The sequence below is a fragment of the Pedobacter sp. BAL39 genome (assembly GCF_000170795.1).
In the GTDB taxonomy this organism is placed as follows: Bacteria; Bacteroidota; Bacteroidia; order Sphingobacteriales; family Sphingobacteriaceae; genus Pedobacter.
In genome coordinates this window covers 25321-43333 of record NZ_ABCM01000011.1, presented here as the reverse complement: position 1 = coordinate 43333, position 18013 = coordinate 25321, and the positions used below count along the sequence as shown (strand labels likewise).

Below are 18013 nucleotides of genomic sequence, written 5' to 3'. Positions count from 1 at the left end.
TTTATTTTTTGCTTAGTTCATCCAGATATTTCTTTATTGAATCTATCTCATCCTTGCTGGCACTGTGGTTTCCCAGGGCCTGCATCACTAATCTTGCCGCCGATCCGTTAAATACATTGTCGATCATCTTGTTTACCAGGTGTTGCTGAGTTTTATGCTGATTGATGAGGGCACTGTAAATGTGTGTTTTTGAACTGGTATTGCGGGCTACCAATCCCTTCTCAGCCATGATCTGCATCAACTTTAAAGTGGTCGTATATCCCGCATCCTTATTTTTTTCTAAAATCTCGTGCACCTCCCTGACTGTGCAGTTCCCTTTTTTCCAAAGGATCTGCAAGATCTCCAGTTCACTTTCCGTAGGCTTAATGTTTTGAGCTTCAGTCATCTTTATATATATACGAATTGTTTCGTAATCAAATGTACGAAGATATTCGTATAATCAAAATAAAAGATTAAAAAAAGATGGCTTGCTGCTGGAATGAGCTAAAACCCTTGTTTCTGAGCTTTCAGGATTTCATATTTACTGATGTTTGCCGGGTCGATTTCCACCAGCAGGTTATAAGCCTTCATGCGGTCTTGCGGATTACTCAGCGCGATCACATTTGCGATTTCGTCGGCCTTAGCTGAAAGGTAGACGTTTGGAAATATGGAGCCAAGCTTCTGGCGGTCCAGTCGGTTTAGGTCGGACAGGATAGAGATGATTTTTTTTGTGCCTTTATCCTTATCTTCCTGCAGGCGGTCCAGTCCGTTAAAATGATAGTCGTAGATGAAAGCCCTCAGGTCGCTGAAGCTTTTATTCAGCAGGTTTTCATTTAACCAGTACCTGTTTCTCAATCCGTCTGCAGCCTTCCATCCACTGTTGCCAGCCTGCTGCGCGAGGTTAAGCAGGGTCTGTGCTTTCAGGTAGTAGGGAGTGCCCCCCAGTTTACTGAAGCTGTCTTTATCGAGGCCGATGATGGTATTTGCATAGAAGCCTAAAAGTGAGCTGAGGTTGGAGATGAAGTTTTGATCGGAGAAGTCCAGGGACTGCCCCTCATTGTAGTTGAAGTCAAAATCTTTGTCGCTCATGTTGAGCAGTGTGCTGTTATAGGCGCTCCCAAATACAGGCCTGCTGGATTGAATCTGTGCTTCCGCTTTATAGGCGGAGCTGCCATCCCAGGCGGTAATGGTGATCACCAGGTTGCAGGAAATGCGCTCCTGGGGAGTATAACTCTCTGTCGTCCACTTATTGCTGTTCAGGAACTCCCTGATGATGTTCTGCAGGATATCCAGATTTCTTTTGTTGATGTTGGGTACTGTAGGGGCAAGCACCTGGACGCGGCTGTTCAGCTCCTGTGCAAGGATAGTGGTATAGCTGCCTACGACAGCGATCATCATCAATAGAAAACGTTTCATCATGAGCGTGCGACTAACTTTAATATTTCAGTGCATATATCTTTGGCGACCTCAGTTTTAGACTTCGTCTGGAATACTGTTTTTTCGGCAGCACGATTAAAGATAGTAATTTTATTGGTGTCGACCTTGAAGCCGGCGCCTTTATCGTTCAGGGAGTTCAGCACAATGAGGTCCAGGTTTTTCTTTAGCAGTTTTGCTTTGGCATGGACCTCTTCGTTTTCTGTTTCCAGTGCAAATCCGATCAGGAGCTGATGATCCTTTTTCATGGCGCCCAGTGTTGCCAGGATGTCTGTTGTTTTCCGGAGCTCCAGCTGAAATTCTTCTGTATGTTTTTTGATCTTCTGTGTTTCCTTTTTCACAGGGGTATAGTCGGCAACTGCGGCACTCATCACCATGATGTCGGTTTGAGTGAAAGCTGCGGTGCAGGCCTCCAGCATATCGGCGGCGCTGGTGACATTTATTCTGTTGACCTTGTGGAGGCTTTTTTCTGCGGTGGGGCCGCTGATCAGTGTCACTGTTGCGCCCAATGTTGCCAGCTGGTCTGCAATGGCGAAGCCCATCTTTCCGGAGGAATGGTTTCCGATGAAACGTACAGGGTCGATGGCCTCATAAGTAGGCCCAGCAGTAACCGTGACATTTTTGCCCTTCAGGGGGAGGTGCTGACTGATCAGCGCTTCGAGGAAACTGAAGATTTCCTCAGGCTCGGCCATACGCCCTTCTCCATAAAGTCCGCTGGCGAGTTCACCACTGCCCGGTGCGATGAGTTGGTTGTGGTATGTTTGTAGCTGCTGGATGTTGTGTTGTGTACTTTCATGTTTCCACATGTCCAGATCCATTGCAGGGGCAAACAGCACGGGGCACTTTGCAGATAAGTATACTGCGGTAAGGAGGTTGTCGCAAATGCCTGTCGCCATTTTGGCAAGTGTGTTCGCACTGGCAGGCGCGATCAACATGTAATCTGCCCATAGGCCCAGCTCTACATGGTTGCTCCATACGCCGGTTTCGGCATCAAAATATTGGGTGTAAACAGGATTTTTTGAAAGCGTGGCCAGGGTAAGCGGCGTAATGAAATTGGCGGCGTCGGCGGTAAGAATTACTTTGACGTTTGCGCCAGCCTTCACCAGTAATCTCACTAGTGTAGCCGATTTATATGCCGCAATGCTGCCGCAAACGCCAAGAATGATGTTTTTATTTTCTAGCATGGTTGCCTGCAAAGATGCAAATTATTACCGATGCCCGATCTTTTTACTGTTGTTCTTTCGCTGGGTTTCTGTGATAAACTTTATCATTCAGGAACTCATCAATAGCAATCAAAGTAGGTTTTGGCATGCGCTCATAGTGCTTGCTGATTTCAATCTGCTCCCTGTTTTCAAAGATCTCTTCCAGGTTATCATTTGAAGAAGCGAACTCAGCTAGTTTGCCGTGGAGTTCTTCTTTGATGTTGTTTGAAATCTGATTAGCCCTCTTAGAAATGATCACCAAAGACTCATAGATGTTCTCAGTTTTCTGATCCAGATCATTTACATTTCTGGTAACGGTAGTATTCGGTACAGCGGGTTTATTCGTACTCATTATTTGATTGGGGTTTTAATTGTGGTAGTCGTACTGTCTAATTTGGCATCTTTGGCCATCATTGCTTTGTATTTTGCCTCGTCTTTGGCAATTTCAGCAAGGACACGTTTTGCATTGTCAATGCCAGCCTGACTGTCTTTTTTTAATTCTTGTGCTTCAGGAAGCAGTTTACTTTCCGGATGTGATTCGATAAACTCATCAGCATAAGTAATGGCTTCTGAATAACGATCTTCCTGACGGGTCTCGTAGCTGTTTTTTGCATAGGCAAATTGCGACTTAACAATGAGCAGGTCCATCTCTTCTGCAAATTTAATATCAGGGAAGTCAATCTGTGCATTTTTTAGTGCAATGACGGCTGACTTGTAGTTGTTGATGTCATAACCACCAAGCGTGTAATATAACTTGGCATTGTTGAATGCCTTTGTTTCCAGCTTGTTGCGAAGGTCTGCAATGTATTTACTGGCATCTGCAGCGCGTTCACTTTTTGGATAAAAGTTAATGAACAGCTGTAAGGCATCAATGGCCTTATAGGTATTCTCCTGATCTAATGACCAGATTGGAGATTCCAGGTAGTAGCAATAAGCGCCAAGATAACGGCATTCTTCGGCATATTTACTTGTTGGGTAGGTGTCTGCGAAGGATTTGAATTGATATCTGGCAGTAGTGTAATCTTTTAACTTATATAGTGTAAGTGAGTAATAGTAGTTTAAATCTTCAGCTTCCGCACGGCCCCTGTATTTCTGTGAGAGGTCTTCAAACAGAATGATGGCCTTTGAATAATTCTTTTTGTTGTACAGACGCATAGCCTCCTGGTACTTTTTGGCCACGTCGTTGCTCAACCTGATTTTTTCAAACTGGCTTTTACAGCCTGCAATGGTTAAGGCTATAATGGTGAAACTTAATATTAATAAGTGTTTAATTTTAAACATTCTGCAAAGATAAGTTAATAATACGATACCGTCAATTAAAAATAATAGGACGCTAAGCTATGTAAAGGCTTTCATCCGGCAAAGCCCTTAACATAATTTAACAAATTTCCGTGAAGGAGCAGTTTAAGTTTAGGGTAGCTGGAATGTAGCATTAGGAATGCAGAAAAGCCCCATAGCATTTTGTGGATCTCAGGATCTTGCTACAGGGCTTTGACGTACAGGTTGTTCCTTGCTAACATTTATTTGTTAGACAGTAATTATCCCCAGGTACTTACTATTGGACCTGCTTTTTCTGTTAGGTGAAACAAAAGCAATGTAAAGATGGTAATCGCCCTTATTTAACGGTAGCTTCAGGGTGGTTTCTCCGGTTTTTCGGAAGTCGCCCGTGAGTTGATAAGAAGATTTTCTTTTATCGGCGTTGTACGCTAACACCATCACCTGATCTTGTTGGTCCCCTGTTCCGTCATTAGATGGATTCCAGCAGAATTTCACTTCGCGGTCATTGAGCTGCATTACTGAAATGTCTTCAGGCAGGGACATCGTACCATAACTAACAAGTACATAAGCTGGGTTGACAACTAGATTTTCTCCCTCGCCTTCAAATGCATGATATAATAGCGATTTTGCTGCATTGAAGCCCTCGGTGGTAGGAGAGTATCCTTGAAAGCCTGCTCTGACAAATTCCGTGATAGGTTGCAGCCAGCGGTGAGCCTTCGCAAATTTAATCCGATTGTTTTTCTCCTTTTGAGTAATGTTTAAGGTGCGTTTCTTATAAGCTCCTTTAATTACCGGTTTTCCTTTCCAGGATGAGCCGTGAGCGGGGCCTAATTTACCTTTGAATGGACCAAGAAAACCATCTGTATACGTTGCCATAATAATTTGAATTTACGCATTGACTACATTGCCAATGTTATTGAATAAACAAATTAGGAGTAAAAATGTTTGTTTTTATTTTCTTATCAGGTTCGCAATATCGATGAGGATTCCGTGTCCAGATTTCGCCTGGTCACGCTTTATACACTGTTCGGGAAGGAGAATGAAAAATGTGAGACCATAAAGAAAGTAAAGAGAGAGAAAAGAGAGGGCCGCTGTGCCTTTTGTCTCTGTTTAGTCTCTCTTTTCTCTCTCTTTAGTCTCTGTTTTGTGTCTGTCATTCCCGAACTGTATACGAGCGTCGTACGAACCGTGACTTATCCTGATATGGCTATACCGTTTATTGATTTAACTGTACCTGCAGATTTGTCGTTCCTGATCCAGTTATGCAAGTCGTATAAGAATCCTCACGGAACCATGCTCAGACAAGAGTTGATTATCTTAGTCTATATATAATACTATACACTGTTATATATGACAGTTATATATATATGATACCATTATTTGTAATGCTGCTACAGAATACTCTAAACTGCATATATCGCATACTGCTTGTCTCATGCGAAACCAAAAACTTGCCTGTGTTTCAGAAAGCAGGTTCGACAGTAGCCTGTCCTTGCTATGATTTAAAGGTCTTAGACAGATGAATTCATAGGTTTGTTCTGGTTGGAGTAGGGGACTTCGCTTTGGATTTATTATTTCCTGCATATGGAAATGTGTTTTCAGCCTTTAGGGCTGCTTTGCTTAGACCTGCTCCCTGCTGCCTGTTTATTCCCGCCTCTGGCAATTGTAGGCATGCAGATGATTTTTTTCTTATTGTAAACCATGCAGTTAGGGCTGTGATACAAATAAAGGGCTAGAAATGTTTTGGTCTACTGATATTTTTCCTACTTTTGCATCCCGCTTCGGAGGAAGTGAAACGGTGAGAAGGATAAGAGAAGAAGAGTTTGAAATGTTGCAGTAGGAATTGGCCAGGCAGGTTTTTTAGTTTTTAAGTGTTAGAACAGAGAAAATAAAAAAGATCAAAAAAAGCTTGACAATAACAAAAAGATTTCTACCTTTGCAATCCCAAACAACGGGGAGCTAAACGAACGGAGTTCGCAAGCGAATAAACAAGATTGAAACAATAGGCTTAACCGCAACAGAACTGGACGAGAAAGACCAGGTAAACACAGGGGTAGCAGATTGCAACATATAAAGAAGACCCGTGAGGCGATTCGAGAAGTTCATTAAAGAGATGTCATTTATAGCGTAGCGAGGTAGATTAGTACGGAATCAAAGTACATGATACTGAAGCTATTTTTTTAAGTTTGATTCTAACAGACAATATAACAATTAGAATAAAGACTATTATTAACAAGTTAAGAATGGTCAGCGTTCAAACAACACATTTTACAATGGAGAGTTTGATCCTGGCTCAGGATGAACGCTAGCGGCAGGCCTAATACATGCAAGTCGAACGATACTTTCCAGCTTGCTGGAGAGGAAAGTGGCGCACGGGTGCGTAACGCGTATGCAACCTACCTTAATCAGGGGGATAGCCCGAAGAAATTCGGATTAACACCGCATAAAATCACAGTATAGCATTATACAATGATCAAATATTTATAGGATTAAGATGGGCATGCGTGTCATTAGTTAGTTGGCGGGGTAACGGCCCACCAAGACAGCGATGACTAGGGGATCTGAGAGGATGACCCCCCACACTGGTACTGAGACACGGACCAGACTCCTACGGGAGGCAGCAGTAAGGAATATTGGTCAATGGAGGCAACTCTGAACCAGCCATGCCGCGTGCAGGAAGACGGCCCTCTGGGTTGTAAACTGCTTTTATTCGGGAATAAACCTCCTTACGTGTAAGGAGCTGAATGTACCGAAGGAATAAGGATCGGCTAACTCCGTGCCAGCAGCCGCGGTAATACGGAGGATCCAAGCGTTATCCGGATTTATTGGGTTTAAAGGGTGCGTAGGCGGCTTATTAAGTCAGGGGTGAAAGACGGTGGCTCAACCATCGCAGTGCCCTTGATACTGATGAGCTTGAATACATTAGAGGTAGGCGGAATGTGACAAGTAGCGGTGAAATGCATAGATATGTCACAGAACACCGATTGCGAAGGCAGCTTACTATGATGAGATTGACGCTGAGGCACGAAAGCGTGGGGATCAAACAGGATTAGATACCTGGTAGTCCACGCCCTAAACGATGAATACTCGCTGTTAGCGATATACAGTTAGCGGCTAAGCGAAAGCGTTAAGTATTCCACCTGGGGAGTACGCCCGCAAGGGTGAAACTCAAAGGAATTGACGGGGGCCCGCACAAGCGGAGGAGCATGTGGTTTAATTCGATGATACGCGAGGAACCTTACCCGGGCTTGAAAGTTAGTGAATCATTTAGAGATAGATGAGTGAGCAATCACACGAAACTAGGTGCTGCATGGCTGTCGTCAGCTCGTGCCGTGAGGTGTTGGGTTAAGTCCCGCAACGAGCGCAACCCCTATGTTTAGTTGCCAGCACGTTAAGGTGGGGACTCTAAACAGACTGCCTGTGCAAACAGAGAGGAAGGAGGGGACGACGTCAAGTCATCATGGCCCTTACGTCCGGGGCTACACACGTGCTACAATGGATGGTACAGAGGGCAGCAAGCTGGCAACAGCAAGCAAATCTCAAAAAGCCATTCACAGTTCGGATAGAGGTCTGCAACTCGACCTCTTGAAGTTGGATTCGCTAGTAATCGCGTATCAGCAATGACGCGGTGAATACGTTCCCGGGCCTTGTACACACCGCCCGTCAAGCCATGGAAGTTGGGGGTACCTAAAGTATGTAACCGCAAGGAGCGTCCTAGGGTAAAACCGATAACTGGGGCTAAGTCGTAACAAGGTAGCCGTACCGGAAGGTGCGGCTGGAATACCTCCTTTCTGGAGTAGGTCAGACTACTCGCTGCGCAAATGATATAAATGACAGAAGATCTCAAAAAGAAACACCCATAGGATGAAACATCGTGTAGATGTGATCATGCTGAAAGCCGGGGATAAAGAGTAAGAAAAGGATTTGTGAAATGAGAAATCACTACTCAGAATTCTAAGCTTAACACCTAGTCCCGTAGCTCAGTTTGGTTAGAGCACTACACTGATAATGTAGGGGTCAGCAGTTCAAATCTGCTCGGGACTACAGATATATTCTAAGGGGGATTAGCTCAGCTGGCTAGAGCGCCTGCCTTGCACGCAGGAGGTCAACGGTTCGACTCCGTTATTCTCCACCATCACCGGTACTTAAGATAGAAGGTACAGAAATAGGGTTCAGGAATGAACTCCGGGATAGAAAAGTTCTTTGACATATTGGAAGAAGTTAAAAAAGAAGAGCAAACAACAATAGAGACGTTGTTAGCTTTGAGGAATGAAATGAGTAAGCAATTACAAATAGAAATCCGAAAGAGATAACAACCATCAAAAAAAGCATTTCCATAGGCGCAAAAGGCTATGGAGAGAAGAAAGTAAATAAGAGCACACAGGGGATGCCTTGGCTCTCAGAGGCGATGAAGGACGTGATAAGCTGCGATAAGCACTGGGGATTAGCAAATATGAATTGATCCGGTGATTTCCGAATGGGGAAACCTGGCTAGTTGAAGACTAGTCGTATAATACGCAAACCTGCCGAACTGAAACATCTAAGTAAGCAGAGGAAGAGAAAATAATAATGATTTCCTAAGTAGTGGCGAGCGAACGGGAAAGAGCCCAAACCATATTTGTTACGGCAAATGTGGGGTTGTAGGACTACGATATGATTATAATGCAATGAAGTGGAACAGGATGGGAAGCCTGGCAACATAGAGTGAGAGCCTCGTACACGTAAGTACCATTAGTCTAGTAGTATCCTGAGTACCGCGAGGTCGGAGACGCCTTGTGGGAATCTGCCGGCACCATCCGGTAAGGCTAAATACTCCTGAGAGACCGATAGTGAACCAGTACCGTGAGGGAAAGGTGAAAAGAACCCCGAACAGGGGAGTGAAATAGAACCTGAAACTGTGTGCTTACAAGCGGTCGGAGCGTCCAGGTGGCGTGACGGCGTGCCTTTTGCATAATGAGCCTACGAGTTACTCTTCTCTGGCAAGGTTAAGTGTTTAAGACACGGATCCGAAGCGAAAGCGAGTCTGAATAGGGCGTATAGTCAGGGGAGGTAGACGCGAAACCTTGTGATCTACCCATGGACAGGTTGAAGGTGCGGTAACACGTACTGGAGGACCGAACCGATAAACGTTGAAAAGTTTCCGGATGATCTGTGGGTAGGGGTGAAAGGCTAATCAAACTGGGAAATAGCTCGTACTCCCCGAAATGTTTTTAGGAACAGCGTGGATATAAAGTTATATAGAGGTAGAGCTACTGATTGGGTGCGGGGGAGTCAAATCCTACCAAATCCAGACAAACTCCGAATGCTATATAATATGATCTGCAGTGAGGCCCGGGGTGCTAAGGTCACGGGCCGAGAGGGAAAGAACCCAGACCATCAGCTAAGGTCCCCAAGTTATAGTTAAGTTGAACTAACGAGGTCCGATTGCATAGACAGCTAGGATGTTGGCTTGGAAGCAGCCATTCATTTAAAGAGTGCGTAACAGCTCACTAGTCGAGCGATCGGGCATGGATAATAAACGGGCATTAAACTATACACCGAAGCTATGGGTAATATTAATATTACGGTAGGGGAGCATTCCAGCGGCAGCGAAGTTATGACGTAAGTTGTGGTGGAGCTTCTGGAAAAGCAAATGTAGGCATAAGTAACGATAAGGCGGGCGAGAAACCCGCCCACCGAAAGGATAAGGTTTCCTGATCAACGCTAATCGGATCAGGGTTAGTCGGGGCCTAAGGAGAACCCGAAAGGGATATTCGATGGACAACGGGTTAATATTCCCGTACTTTTTATAACTGCGATGTGGTGACGGAGTAGTGACACTACCGCGATCTGACGGAATAGATCGTTGAAGACAGTAGGTATTGGTCTGGTAGGCAAATCCGCCGGACTAGCTGAAAGTCGATAGTACCGCGAACCTTCGGGTAAGTGGATAGTGTAGGTAATCAGACTTCCAAGAAAACCCGCTAAGCTTCAGGTTATAAAAACCCGTACCGCAAACCGACACAGGTATCCGGGAAGAGAATTCTAAGGTGCTCGAGTGAATCATGGCTAAGGAACTCGGCAAAATGGCCCTGTAACTTCGGGAGAAGGGGCGCTGGTAGCAATATCAGCCGCAGTGAAAAGGCCCAGGCGACTGTTTAACAAAAACACATGGCTTTGCAAAATCGAAAGATGAAGTATAAGGCCTGACACCTGCCCGGTGCTGGAAGGTTAAGAGGGGATGTTAGTCGCAAGGCGAAGCATTGAATCGAAGCCCCAGTAAACGGCGGCCGTAACTATAACGGTCCTAAGGTAGCGAAATTCCTTGTCGGGTAAGTTCCGACCTGCACGAATGGTGTAACGATCTGGGCGCTGTCTCAGCCATGAGCTCGGTGAAATTGTGGTCCCGGTGAAGACGCCGGGTACCCGCAACGGGACGGAAAGACCCCATGCACCTTCACTACAATTTAACATTGACATTGGATACAGGATGTGTAGGATAGGTGGGAGACTATGAAGCGGCGTCGCCAGGCGTCGTGGAGTCAACGTTGAAATACCACCCTTTCTGTATTCGGTGTCTAACTTCGCCAAGCGAAGGACATTGTTTGATGGGTAGTTTGACTGGGGTGGTCGCCTCCAAAAAGGTAACGGAGGCTTTCAAAGGTAAGCTCAATACGCTTGGTAACCGTATGAGGAGTGCAATAGCATAAGCTTGCTTGACTGTGAGGCATACAAGCCGAGCAGGGTCGAAAGACGGATATAGTGATCCGGTGGTTCTGCATGGAAGGGCCATCGCTCAAAGGATAAAAGGTACGCTGGGGATAACAGGCTGATCTCCCCCAAGAGCTCATATCGACGGGGAGGTTTGGCACCTCGATGTCGGCTCGTCACATCTGGGGCTGGAGAAGGTCCCAAGGGTTCGGCTGTTCGCCGATTAAAGTGGCACGCGAGCTGGGTTCAGAACGTCGCGAGACAGTTCGGTCCCTATCTGTTGTGGGCGTAGGAATTTTGAGTGGGGCTGACCTTAGTACGAGAGGACCGGGTTGGACTAGCCTCTAGTGAATCTGTTGTTCCGCCAGGGGCATTGCAGAGTAGCTACGCTGGGAATAGATAAGCGCTGAAAGCATCTAAGTGCGAAACTAGCCACGAGATGAGAATTCCATATAGGACCGTAGCAGACTACTACGTTGATAGGTTACAGATGTAAAGGTGGTGACATCAAAGTCGAGTAATACTAATCATCCGAAGCTTTCAAGAGCAGTAAACTGTTGTTTGTTCTTCCTAACTTAACTTCTTTCAATAATATGTCATTGTTTGACAGCAAAAGGTAAGTCCATTCCGAAGCTGTATAAACATTAAAAATATTTAGGTGCCTATATCGGTGGTGTCCACCTCTTCCCATTCCGAACAGAGAAGTTAAGCCCACCAGAGCCGATGGTACTGCGGTAACACGTGGGAGAGTAGGTCGGTGCCAAATCTTAAAGAAAGCCTGTAGTCAAAACTGCAGGCTTTTCTTGTTTACAGAAATTTTTGCATTGCTGATGCTACGGTAGTTTAAACTGGGTTGGTTTTTATAGAGGTTTCGTTCGTGCAGAAGCGCTCGCATGAAGTGATGTGTGTTCCGTAACTTGGTCTTAACTGTCCCGACGTATTATTGTTGTGGTGTTGACGAATTTCGGCAACTTTAAAGCAATTGATACGTTATTCAATACATCAGCCAAATATCATACGGGCATTATGTCAAAATCAGGTTTTGCCATTAATAATATTGCTGGCTGGCCATATATTGTTCATTTTTGGTTATCTTTACAATCAATTTAAATATAAAAGGAGCATGAGTTTTTTCGCAGAGAAGAGAAGGGAAGTGATGATGCATATAGAGCGTTATATGCTTGATATGATGGATACTTACCTGAAACCAATTGATACAAATTGGCAGCCGTCAGACTTCCTGCCGGATTCCACAAGCGAAACTTTTTTTCAGGATATCAAGTCTTTAAGAGAAAATGCGGATGGCTTGTCGTACGACCTGGTTGCTGTTCTGATTGGAGATACCATTACCGAAGAAGCATTGCCGACTTACGAATCCTGGCTGACGATGGTCGATGGGATCAATAAAGGGGAAGAAGGTGGATGGATGAGGTGGGTTCGTCATTGGACTGCTGAAGAAAACAGACATGGCGACCTGCTCAATAAATATCTTTACCTTTCAGGGCGTGTTGATATGCGTCAGATGGAGATCTCTACACAATACCTGATTGCGGATGGGTTTGACATCGGTACGGGACATGATCCTTATCGTAATTTCATTTATACCTCATTTCAGGAGCTTGCCACGAATATTTCCCATAGGAGAGTGGCGTCAATGGCAAAAAGAGACGGTGATACCCTGCTTTCAAAAATGTGTGGTGTTATTGCATCTGATGAAGCGCGTCACGCAAAGGCATATAAGGATTTTATGGCGAAGATCTTCGAGGTGGACGCAAGTGAGGCCATGATTGCCTTTGAGGACATGATGCGTAAGAAAATCGTGATGCCGGCTCATTTCCTTCGTGAGATGGGCATGAAGATTGGTCAGACATTTGGGCATTTCACTGACGCTGCACAACGACTTGGTGTATATACTGCTGTCGACTATGTAGAAATTATGCAGCAGTTGATTGATGAGTGGAAATTGGAGGGCATGAGGGACCTGAACGAAGCTGGAGAGAAAGCACGTGATTACATCATGGCGTTACCTGATCGTTTGCTTAGGGTAGCAGATAGGATGAAGAATCCCGGTATTGAATATAAATTTAGCTGGATACATGCTTAATTAGGATCGTTGGAGCTTTTAAACTTCGCGAAGCTGATCTGAGAAGATATTGCGCTCATTGATAATATCATTTATTAATAAATAAGGCGTTTTGAACGCTTCAGTTAAAACAAAAATGGCCATTCCTAGAAAGGGATGGCCATTTTTGTTTTTTTGGCTTATAAGTAAGCTTATTGATGGGTAAGTTCTGTAATCGGGCTGCCAACACAACCACTTGGCATTTGTATGTGTAACATGGCAGCAAGTGTGGCCGCAATGTCCGTCATGTAATGTGTAGTATTTGTTTTACCAGGCTGCACATTCCATCCCATAAATACGCAAGGAATATGGGTGTCATAAGGATACCAGGTGCCATGTGTGGTCCCTGTTTTGCCAGTGCCTTCAAAATAACCGGAAGGCATGATCATGTAGATGTCGCCACTTCTGTCGGCATTGTAACCATTGGTGATGCTCTTTTTGATAGGCTCAGGAAGTGTGCTGCTGGCCACTTTGCTGATGTCTACCGCATCTGTAATTCCATTTTGTTTTTTAAGGTAGTTGACTGCAAATATCTTGATGGCCTCATAATCGGCTTTGGCGTCTTCGATGCTCTGATGATTGAGATAAAGCTGGTTATTTGCAGATCTGCTGATGACATTTTTAACATTGAACTTACCGGCGATAAGCGTGCTGAGTTCTTTTACAAATGGGCTATCGTCCACTGTACCTCCAGGAAGTTTATTTTCGCTCATGAATCCAGGTACGTGTGCTGCACCATGATCTGCTGAAAGGAAGAACAGATAGTTTCCTTTACCTACCGTTTTATCCAGGTAATTGAAGAATTCTTCAAGGTCTTTATCTAATCTAAGGTAAGTATCTTCTGCTTCCACAGAGTTCGGACCGTATTGGTGGCCCACATAGTCCGTTGCAGAACAGCTTACTGCGAGGAAGTCCATGATGTCGTCCTGTCCGAGATTTTCTTTTTCAATAGAAAGCTTTGCAAGATCCAGGGTAATCGTATTGCCATAAGGTGTACTTTTGATCATGTCGTAGTTTTTCCCCTTATACAATTTCAGCGGATGAGGGAAGGTGGGGGTTTCCTCGCCACGTGCTTTACCCTCGTAAGGTTTGTTGTCTGCCGTGCTTTGTGTATAAGTGTCAATTGGATACAAAGTGCTCCAGTTTTTATCAAAGTACTGATCAGCCAGCTTCTCTTTGTTATGATCTTTTACCCATTTAGGAAGGTCGGTCATATAATAAGTACTCGAAATCCAGTCGCCGGTACCGCCATCATACCAATAGGCTGCATTGGCAGCATGACCTGCAGGAAGGATGGATCCCCTGTCCTTCAGTGATATACCGATCACTTTTCCCTGGAAGTTAGTAGCCAGGCGCAGTTCATCCGTGATTGTCGTGGTCAGCATATTTTTTGGCGACATTTTTCCTGCCATGGTATTACTGCCCACAGTAGCTACTGTGCTATCTTCCGCACAATATACGTTGCGTTTGGCTTGTGGATCATACCAATCATTTCCAATGATGCCATTGATGGCCGGTACTGAGCCCGTATAGATGCTCGCATGGCCGCATGCAGTATAAGAGGGAGTATAGGGAATGAAGGTGTTTTCTGCAGAAAAACCTTCATTGATCAGTCTTTTGAAACCTCCATTTGAATATCTGTTGTAATAACGGTAGAGGTAATCCCATCTCATTTGATCGATCACCATACCCACTACCAGTTTGGGTCTCTTTACTGTTGCCGGAAAATTGTTTTTTGAAACAGCAGCTTTCTTTTTTTGTGCTACTGACACACTGCAGGTAATCAGCAATGCGGAAAATAACAAGTAAGTTCTTTTCATTTAGAATTTTGTTTATGAAGTTTTAAAGGTAGCCATAACATGTTATTCACAGTTTACCATTTTGTAAAGATTTTATAGAAATCCCCTGGAACTGTAAAATCCCCGTAACTATGGCGGAGATTTAGCGATAAAATGAGCTGGAGCAATGAATTGAACTTAAATGACGAATTTAACCAGCTGATGAAAATGAACTTAATTGGTGAAAATGATTTTAAGTAATGAAAAGGATTTCAGCTGATTAATATGCACTAAAGTGCTTCAGCAACCACGAAGGTACTGCCACCTATAAAGATCAGGTCATTTACCGCTGCATTGTCCTTTGCAGTCTGTATGGCTAAGGCAATGGTCGGAAATACATCTCCTACAAGATGGTGTTGTGCTGCCTGTGCGGCGAGTTCCTGCGCCGGCAGTCCCCGTTCCAGCTGAGGCTGGCAAAAGTAATAATGCGCATCCGTAGGGAGCAGCGCAAGCACCCCATTGATGTCCTTATCCCTCACCATTCCTATGACAATATGGAGCTGGTCATGTGGTGTATCATTGATGTTCTGCATCACTTCTGTAATGCCACCGATGTTGTGTCCTGTGTCGCAGATGGTTAGCGGATTGTCATTTAATATCTGCCAGCGTCCCTGCAGCCCGGTCAGGTTTTTTACGTCTTTCAAAGCATTGTACAGGCTGGGGGTATCGACCTCATAACCCATCTCCGTCAAAACACTGACCGACTGTATGACAGTAGCCAGGTTTTTACGTTGATAACCTCCCGTTAAATCGAGTTCGAGATCCGGATAGCACAGTTCGCCATTTTGATAGACGTCCGCGAGCAGCATCGTTTTTCTACGCAGATTTTTGACTTGTATCCTTTGATCTGCAAAAGAGATGATACTTTCTGTTTCTGTTGCCTTTTCCAGAAATACCTGCGCTACTTCGGGCTGACTTTCTCCAATGACCACGGGCACGTGTGGTTTGATGATCCCAGCTTTTTCTGAAGCGATTGCGGGTAGTGTGTTTCCCAGGATATTAGTATGGTCCAGGCTGATATTGGTGATCACCGAGAGCTCAGGCTTGATGATGTTGGTAGAGTCCAACCGTCCGCCAAGGCCCACTTCAATGATGGCAATGTCGACTTTCTCCTTTGCAAAAAATGAAAATGCCATAGCCACCGTTACTTCAAAGAAAGAAGGTGATATTTCTTCAATGAGTGTCTGCTGACTGGCCACAAAGCTGGTGACAAACTCTTCGGGCACCATCTCGCCATTGATCCTGATGCGTTCCCTGAAATCTTTAAGGTGCGGGGAGGTATACAATCCAGTTTTATAACCCGCCTTCTGAAATATTGCAGCGAGCATATGGGAGGTCGAGCCTTTGCCATTTGTCCCAGCAATATGGACGGATTTAAACTGATGCTGAGGGTTTCCCAGTGCTTCACACATCGCAATGGTGTTGTGAAGGTCTTTTTTTAATGCAACAGCACCTATACGCGTAAACATCGGTAGTTTCGCGTATAGGTAATCAAGAGTTTGAGAATAGTCCATTTGCTGATCCAGCGCCTAAACAGGCCGTCTATTTTACTTTAAAGTTGAACACCACCACACCGATTTGTACATCCGGAGCGGTATCTGATTGTGATAGCCGGGCGCCCATTACGGCATCTTTACATTTTTGCCATAACACACGGTCGTTCAGCGTGGTGCCTTTAACGCCGGGAGTTGCATCAATGACGATCCCACTTTTATTGATTTTGATCCTTACGGCAATCTTTCCGGTCTTTTGGCCATCATCTTCGGGGGTCACCAGGTTGGTAAACTTCCGCAAGGCGATTGGGGTATCCCCAAATCCAGAACCACCTTCTCCATAATTGTTGGATAGCGGATCGCCATCACGGTCACCCTGGTTGCCTGGTGTAGATCCTGTTCCATCACCACCACCGGTACCTTTATTGGTTTTTCCTTTATACAGGGCATTTTGGTTGATTACCGGCTTGGCGGGTTTTGTTTCGGTTGTGGCCGTTGGCGCGTTATTCTTTGTGCTCGCTTTTGTATTCACACTCACTGCATCCTCAGAATTCTGGGTAACAATCTCTTTAGTACTGTTTTGAGTGGTTGGCTGTTCTTTTGTAGGCTCTTGGGGCACGACCTTATCCGGTGGTTGCTGATTGGCATTTGGATCGGCGGAAGGCTCTTCAATACTGGTGTAATCTGTACCCATTCCTTCTACAGAAGTACCATAGTTGACCACAATGCCTCCCATGCCGGCCTCCACGGGAGGCTCAAACGTTCCTATTGCAATGAAAAAGCTCAATACAAGCAGGAAGCCCATGATGCCGGTAGAGATGGCTACGGCCTTAGGATAATTATTTTCTTCCTTTGGGTAAGTCATTATTTCTTGGGTTCTACAGCGAGAACAACTTTAAGCTTCAATTTGTTGGCGACATCAAAAACCAGCATGGTGTTTTCAATTGAGACACCCCTTGCCACATAGAGTACAATGGTCAGGTCAGGAGATGCCTTTTGATAAGTTTCGATAGCAGATTGAAGGCCTTCAAGTGAAGTCGGCTGTTTGTCTACAAAATAATTTAATTTCTCGTCTATGGAGACGGTAACGGTCTTCTGGGCATTTGATTGCTGACCAGATTCGGACCTTGGCAGCAGCAGCTTCACCACCTGCGGATTGACTACCGCCGAGGCAAGCAGGAAAAACAACATGAGAAAAAACATGATGTCATTCAGTGCCGAGGTGTGTACCTCTACTGTACCTTTATTTCTTTTGCGTAGGTTCATTATTTTCCTGGCTCTTCTAATAGATCAATAAACTCGATCGCATCGGTTTCCATTCTTAATATGATGCGTTCTACCATCATATTTAATATATGATACAAAATATAAGCAATGATACCCACAATCAGACCTGTTGCTGAGGTGATCATTTTAGTATAAAGACCTCCGGAGATGGTTCCGATTTCAATGGCACCTTTGATGGATACATCATGGAAGATCGTGATTACCCCGATGATGGTACCTACGAAACCAAGCATCGGCGCAATACCTGCAACGATACCAAGGATCCCGATGTTTTTCTCCAGCTTCGAGACTTCCAGCTTACCATTGTTTTCAATCGCAGCCTCAATATCTTTGATGGGACGGCCAATTCTTTTCAATCCTTTTTCCAGCATTCTCGCCAGCGGGGAGTTGTTGTTTCTGCAAAGGGCGATGGCATTTTCCAGCCGGCCTTCATGAATATATTGTCTGATCTGAAGCATCAGGTTAGACTCTGTTTTGGAGGCTTTTCTGATGGTCAGGTAACGTTCAACAAAAATAACTAAGGCTAAAAAGGCCAGAAAGGCCAGTGGGATCATCACCCATCCGCCTTTGAAAAGAAGGTCAATGAAATGAAGTTCCGGGGGTGGAGCTGTAAGCGCCTGTGATGCATTGTTCGCAGTATCTGCAAGTTGAGTCAGGCTGTCGTTAGCACCTTGAAGTAAAGTGATCATA

12 protein-coding genes, 2 tRNA genes and 3 rRNA genes are annotated in these 18013 nt (G+C 44.9%); 6 read left to right on the top strand and 11 right to left on the bottom strand.

Annotated features, from left to right (window positions below):
* Window position 1: 1 nt before the first annotated feature.
* From PBAL39_RS14735 to PBAL39_RS14710, 6 genes are all read right to left on the bottom strand, one after another.
* Window positions 2-385, bottom strand: coding sequence for a BlaI/MecI/CopY family transcriptional regulator (locus tag PBAL39_RS14735; RefSeq protein ID WP_008242875.1), 384 nt, complete (start codon window positions 383-385; stop codon window positions 2-4).
* Window positions 386-483: 98 nt separating this feature from the next.
* Window positions 484-1398, bottom strand: coding sequence for a DUF4835 family protein (locus PBAL39_RS14730; protein ID WP_008242873.1), 915 nt, complete (start codon window positions 1396-1398; stop codon window positions 484-486).
* Window positions 1395-2597 (bottom strand): bifunctional phosphopantothenoylcysteine decarboxylase/phosphopantothenate--cysteine ligase CoaBC, encoded by a 1203-nt coding sequence (gene coaBC, locus PBAL39_RS14725; protein WP_008242870.1) that lies wholly within the window; start codon window positions 2595-2597, stop codon window positions 1395-1397. The genes PBAL39_RS14730 and coaBC overlap by 4 nt, the downstream gene beginning before the upstream one ends.
* Window positions 2598-2640: 43 nt before the next feature.
* Window positions 2641-2967 (bottom strand): DNA-directed RNA polymerase subunit omega, encoded by a 327-nt coding sequence (locus tag PBAL39_RS14720; protein WP_008242868.1) that lies wholly within the window; start codon window positions 2965-2967, stop codon window positions 2641-2643.
* Window positions 2967-3896 (bottom strand): outer membrane protein assembly factor BamD, encoded by a 930-nt coding sequence (locus PBAL39_RS14715; protein WP_008242866.1) that lies wholly within the window; start codon window positions 3894-3896, stop codon window positions 2967-2969. The genes PBAL39_RS14720 and PBAL39_RS14715 overlap by 1 nt, the downstream gene beginning before the upstream one ends.
* A gap of 246 nt (window positions 3897-4142) precedes the next feature.
* Window positions 4143-4769: a DUF6266 family protein gene (locus tag PBAL39_RS14710; RefSeq protein ID WP_008242864.1), complete on the bottom strand. Its 627-nt coding sequence runs from the start codon at window positions 4767-4769 to the stop codon at window positions 4143-4145.
* 1394 nt (window positions 4770-6163) lie between these two features.
* Between PBAL39_RS14710 and PBAL39_RS14705 the strand changes: the two genes are divergently transcribed.
* The 6 genes from PBAL39_RS14705 to PBAL39_RS14680 all read left to right on the top strand — a co-directional run bounded on the left by PBAL39_RS14705 (window position 6164) and on the right by PBAL39_RS14680 (window position 12687).
* Window positions 6164-7684: ribosomal RNA gene (locus PBAL39_RS14705) — 16S ribosomal RNA — on the top strand.
* Window positions 7685-7862: 178 nt separating this feature from the next.
* Window positions 7863-7937 (top strand) — tRNA-Ile (locus tag PBAL39_RS14700).
* 14 nt (window positions 7938-7951) lie between these two features.
* Window positions 7952-8028 (top strand) — tRNA-Ala (locus PBAL39_RS14695).
* 225 nt (window positions 8029-8253) lie between these two features.
* A 23S ribosomal RNA gene (locus tag PBAL39_RS14690) occupies window positions 8254-11129 on the top strand.
* A 108-nt stretch (window positions 11130-11237) separates the two neighbouring features.
* Window positions 11238-11349, top strand: a 5S ribosomal RNA gene (gene rrf, locus PBAL39_RS14685).
* The 16S, 23S and 5S rRNA genes sit together here with 2 tRNA genes alongside, the layout of an rRNA operon.
* 357 nt (window positions 11350-11706) lie before the next feature.
* Window positions 11707-12687: an acyl-ACP desaturase gene (locus PBAL39_RS14680; RefSeq protein ID WP_039866750.1), complete on the top strand. Its 981-nt coding sequence runs from the start codon at window positions 11707-11709 to the stop codon at window positions 12685-12687.
* 170 nt (window positions 12688-12857) lie between these two features.
* On the opposite strand, the gene pafA is transcribed toward PBAL39_RS14680, so the two are convergent.
* The 5 genes from pafA to PBAL39_RS14655 all read right to left on the bottom strand — a co-directional run bounded on the left by pafA (window position 12858) and on the right by PBAL39_RS14655 (window position 18012).
* Complete coding sequence (pafA, locus tag PBAL39_RS14675; RefSeq protein WP_008242855.1) at window positions 12858-14525, bottom strand: alkaline phosphatase PafA; 1668 nt, start codon at window positions 14523-14525, stop codon at window positions 12858-12860.
* 248 nt (window positions 14526-14773) lie between these two features.
* Window positions 14774-16012 carry a folylpolyglutamate synthase/dihydrofolate synthase family protein gene (locus PBAL39_RS14670; protein WP_008242851.1) on the bottom strand — a complete coding sequence of 413 codons (1239 nt, stop codon included), beginning with the start codon at window positions 16010-16012 and terminating at the stop codon, window positions 14774-14776.
* Between the two features lie 73 nt (window positions 16013-16085).
* The gene (locus PBAL39_RS14665) at window positions 16086-16901 is read right to left on the bottom strand and encodes a hypothetical protein (protein ID WP_008242849.1); all 816 of its coding nucleotides are present in this window, start codon (window positions 16899-16901) and stop codon (window positions 16086-16088) included.
* Window positions 16901-17302, bottom strand: coding sequence for a biopolymer transporter ExbD (locus PBAL39_RS14660; RefSeq protein ID WP_008242848.1), 402 nt, complete (start codon window positions 17300-17302; stop codon window positions 16901-16903). Before PBAL39_RS14660 ends, PBAL39_RS14665 begins: the two co-directional genes overlap by 1 nt.
* Window positions 17302-18012 (bottom strand): MotA/TolQ/ExbB proton channel family protein, encoded by a 711-nt coding sequence (locus PBAL39_RS14655; RefSeq protein WP_008242845.1) that lies wholly within the window; start codon window positions 18010-18012, stop codon window positions 17302-17304. The genes PBAL39_RS14660 and PBAL39_RS14655 overlap by 1 nt, the downstream gene beginning before the upstream one ends.
* Window position 18013 lies beyond the last annotated feature (1 nt).

What these genes read in the sequence shown, in the direction of transcription:
- PBAL39_RS14680 (WP_039866750.1), top strand. Translation starts at nt 11,707, where the DNA reads ATGAGTTTTTTCGCAGAGAAGAGAAGGGAAGTGATGATGCATATAGAG.
- PBAL39_RS14735 (WP_008242875.1), bottom strand. Translation starts at nt 385, where the DNA reads ATGACTGAAGCTCAAAACATTAAGCCTACGGAAAGTGAACTGGAGATC.
- PBAL39_RS14715 (WP_008242866.1), bottom strand. Translation starts at nt 3,896, where the DNA reads ATGTTTAAAATTAAACACTTATTAATATTAAGTTTCACCATTATAGCC.
- PBAL39_RS14730 (WP_008242873.1), bottom strand. Translation starts at nt 1,398, where the DNA reads ATGATGAAACGTTTTCTATTGATGATGATCGCTGTCGTAGGCAGCTAT.
- PBAL39_RS14720 (WP_008242868.1), bottom strand. Translation starts at nt 2,967, where the DNA reads ATGAGTACGAATAAACCCGCTGTACCGAATACTACCGTTACCAGAAAT.
- PBAL39_RS14670 (WP_008242851.1), bottom strand. Translation starts at nt 16,012, where the DNA reads ATGTTTACGCGTATAGGTGCTGTTGCATTAAAAAAAGACCTTCACAAC.
- pafA (WP_008242855.1), bottom strand. Translation starts at nt 14,525, where the DNA reads ATGAAAAGAACTTACTTGTTATTTTCCGCATTGCTGATTACCTGCAGT.
- PBAL39_RS14655 (WP_008242845.1), bottom strand. Translation starts at nt 18,012, where the DNA reads ATGATCACTTTACTTCAAGGTGCTAACGACAGCCTGACTCAACTTGCA.
- PBAL39_RS14665 (WP_008242849.1), bottom strand. Translation starts at nt 16,901, where the DNA reads ATGACTTACCCAAAGGAAGAAAATAATTATCCTAAGGCCGTAGCCATC.
- PBAL39_RS14710 (WP_008242864.1), bottom strand. Translation starts at nt 4,769, where the DNA reads ATGGCAACGTATACAGATGGTTTTCTTGGTCCATTCAAAGGTAAATTA.
- coaBC (WP_008242870.1), bottom strand. Translation starts at nt 2,597, where the DNA reads ATGCTAGAAAATAAAAACATCATTCTTGGCGTTTGCGGCAGCATTGCG.
- PBAL39_RS14660 (WP_008242848.1), bottom strand. Translation starts at nt 17,302, where the DNA reads ATGAACCTACGCAAAAGAAATAAAGGTACAGTAGAGGTACACACCTCG.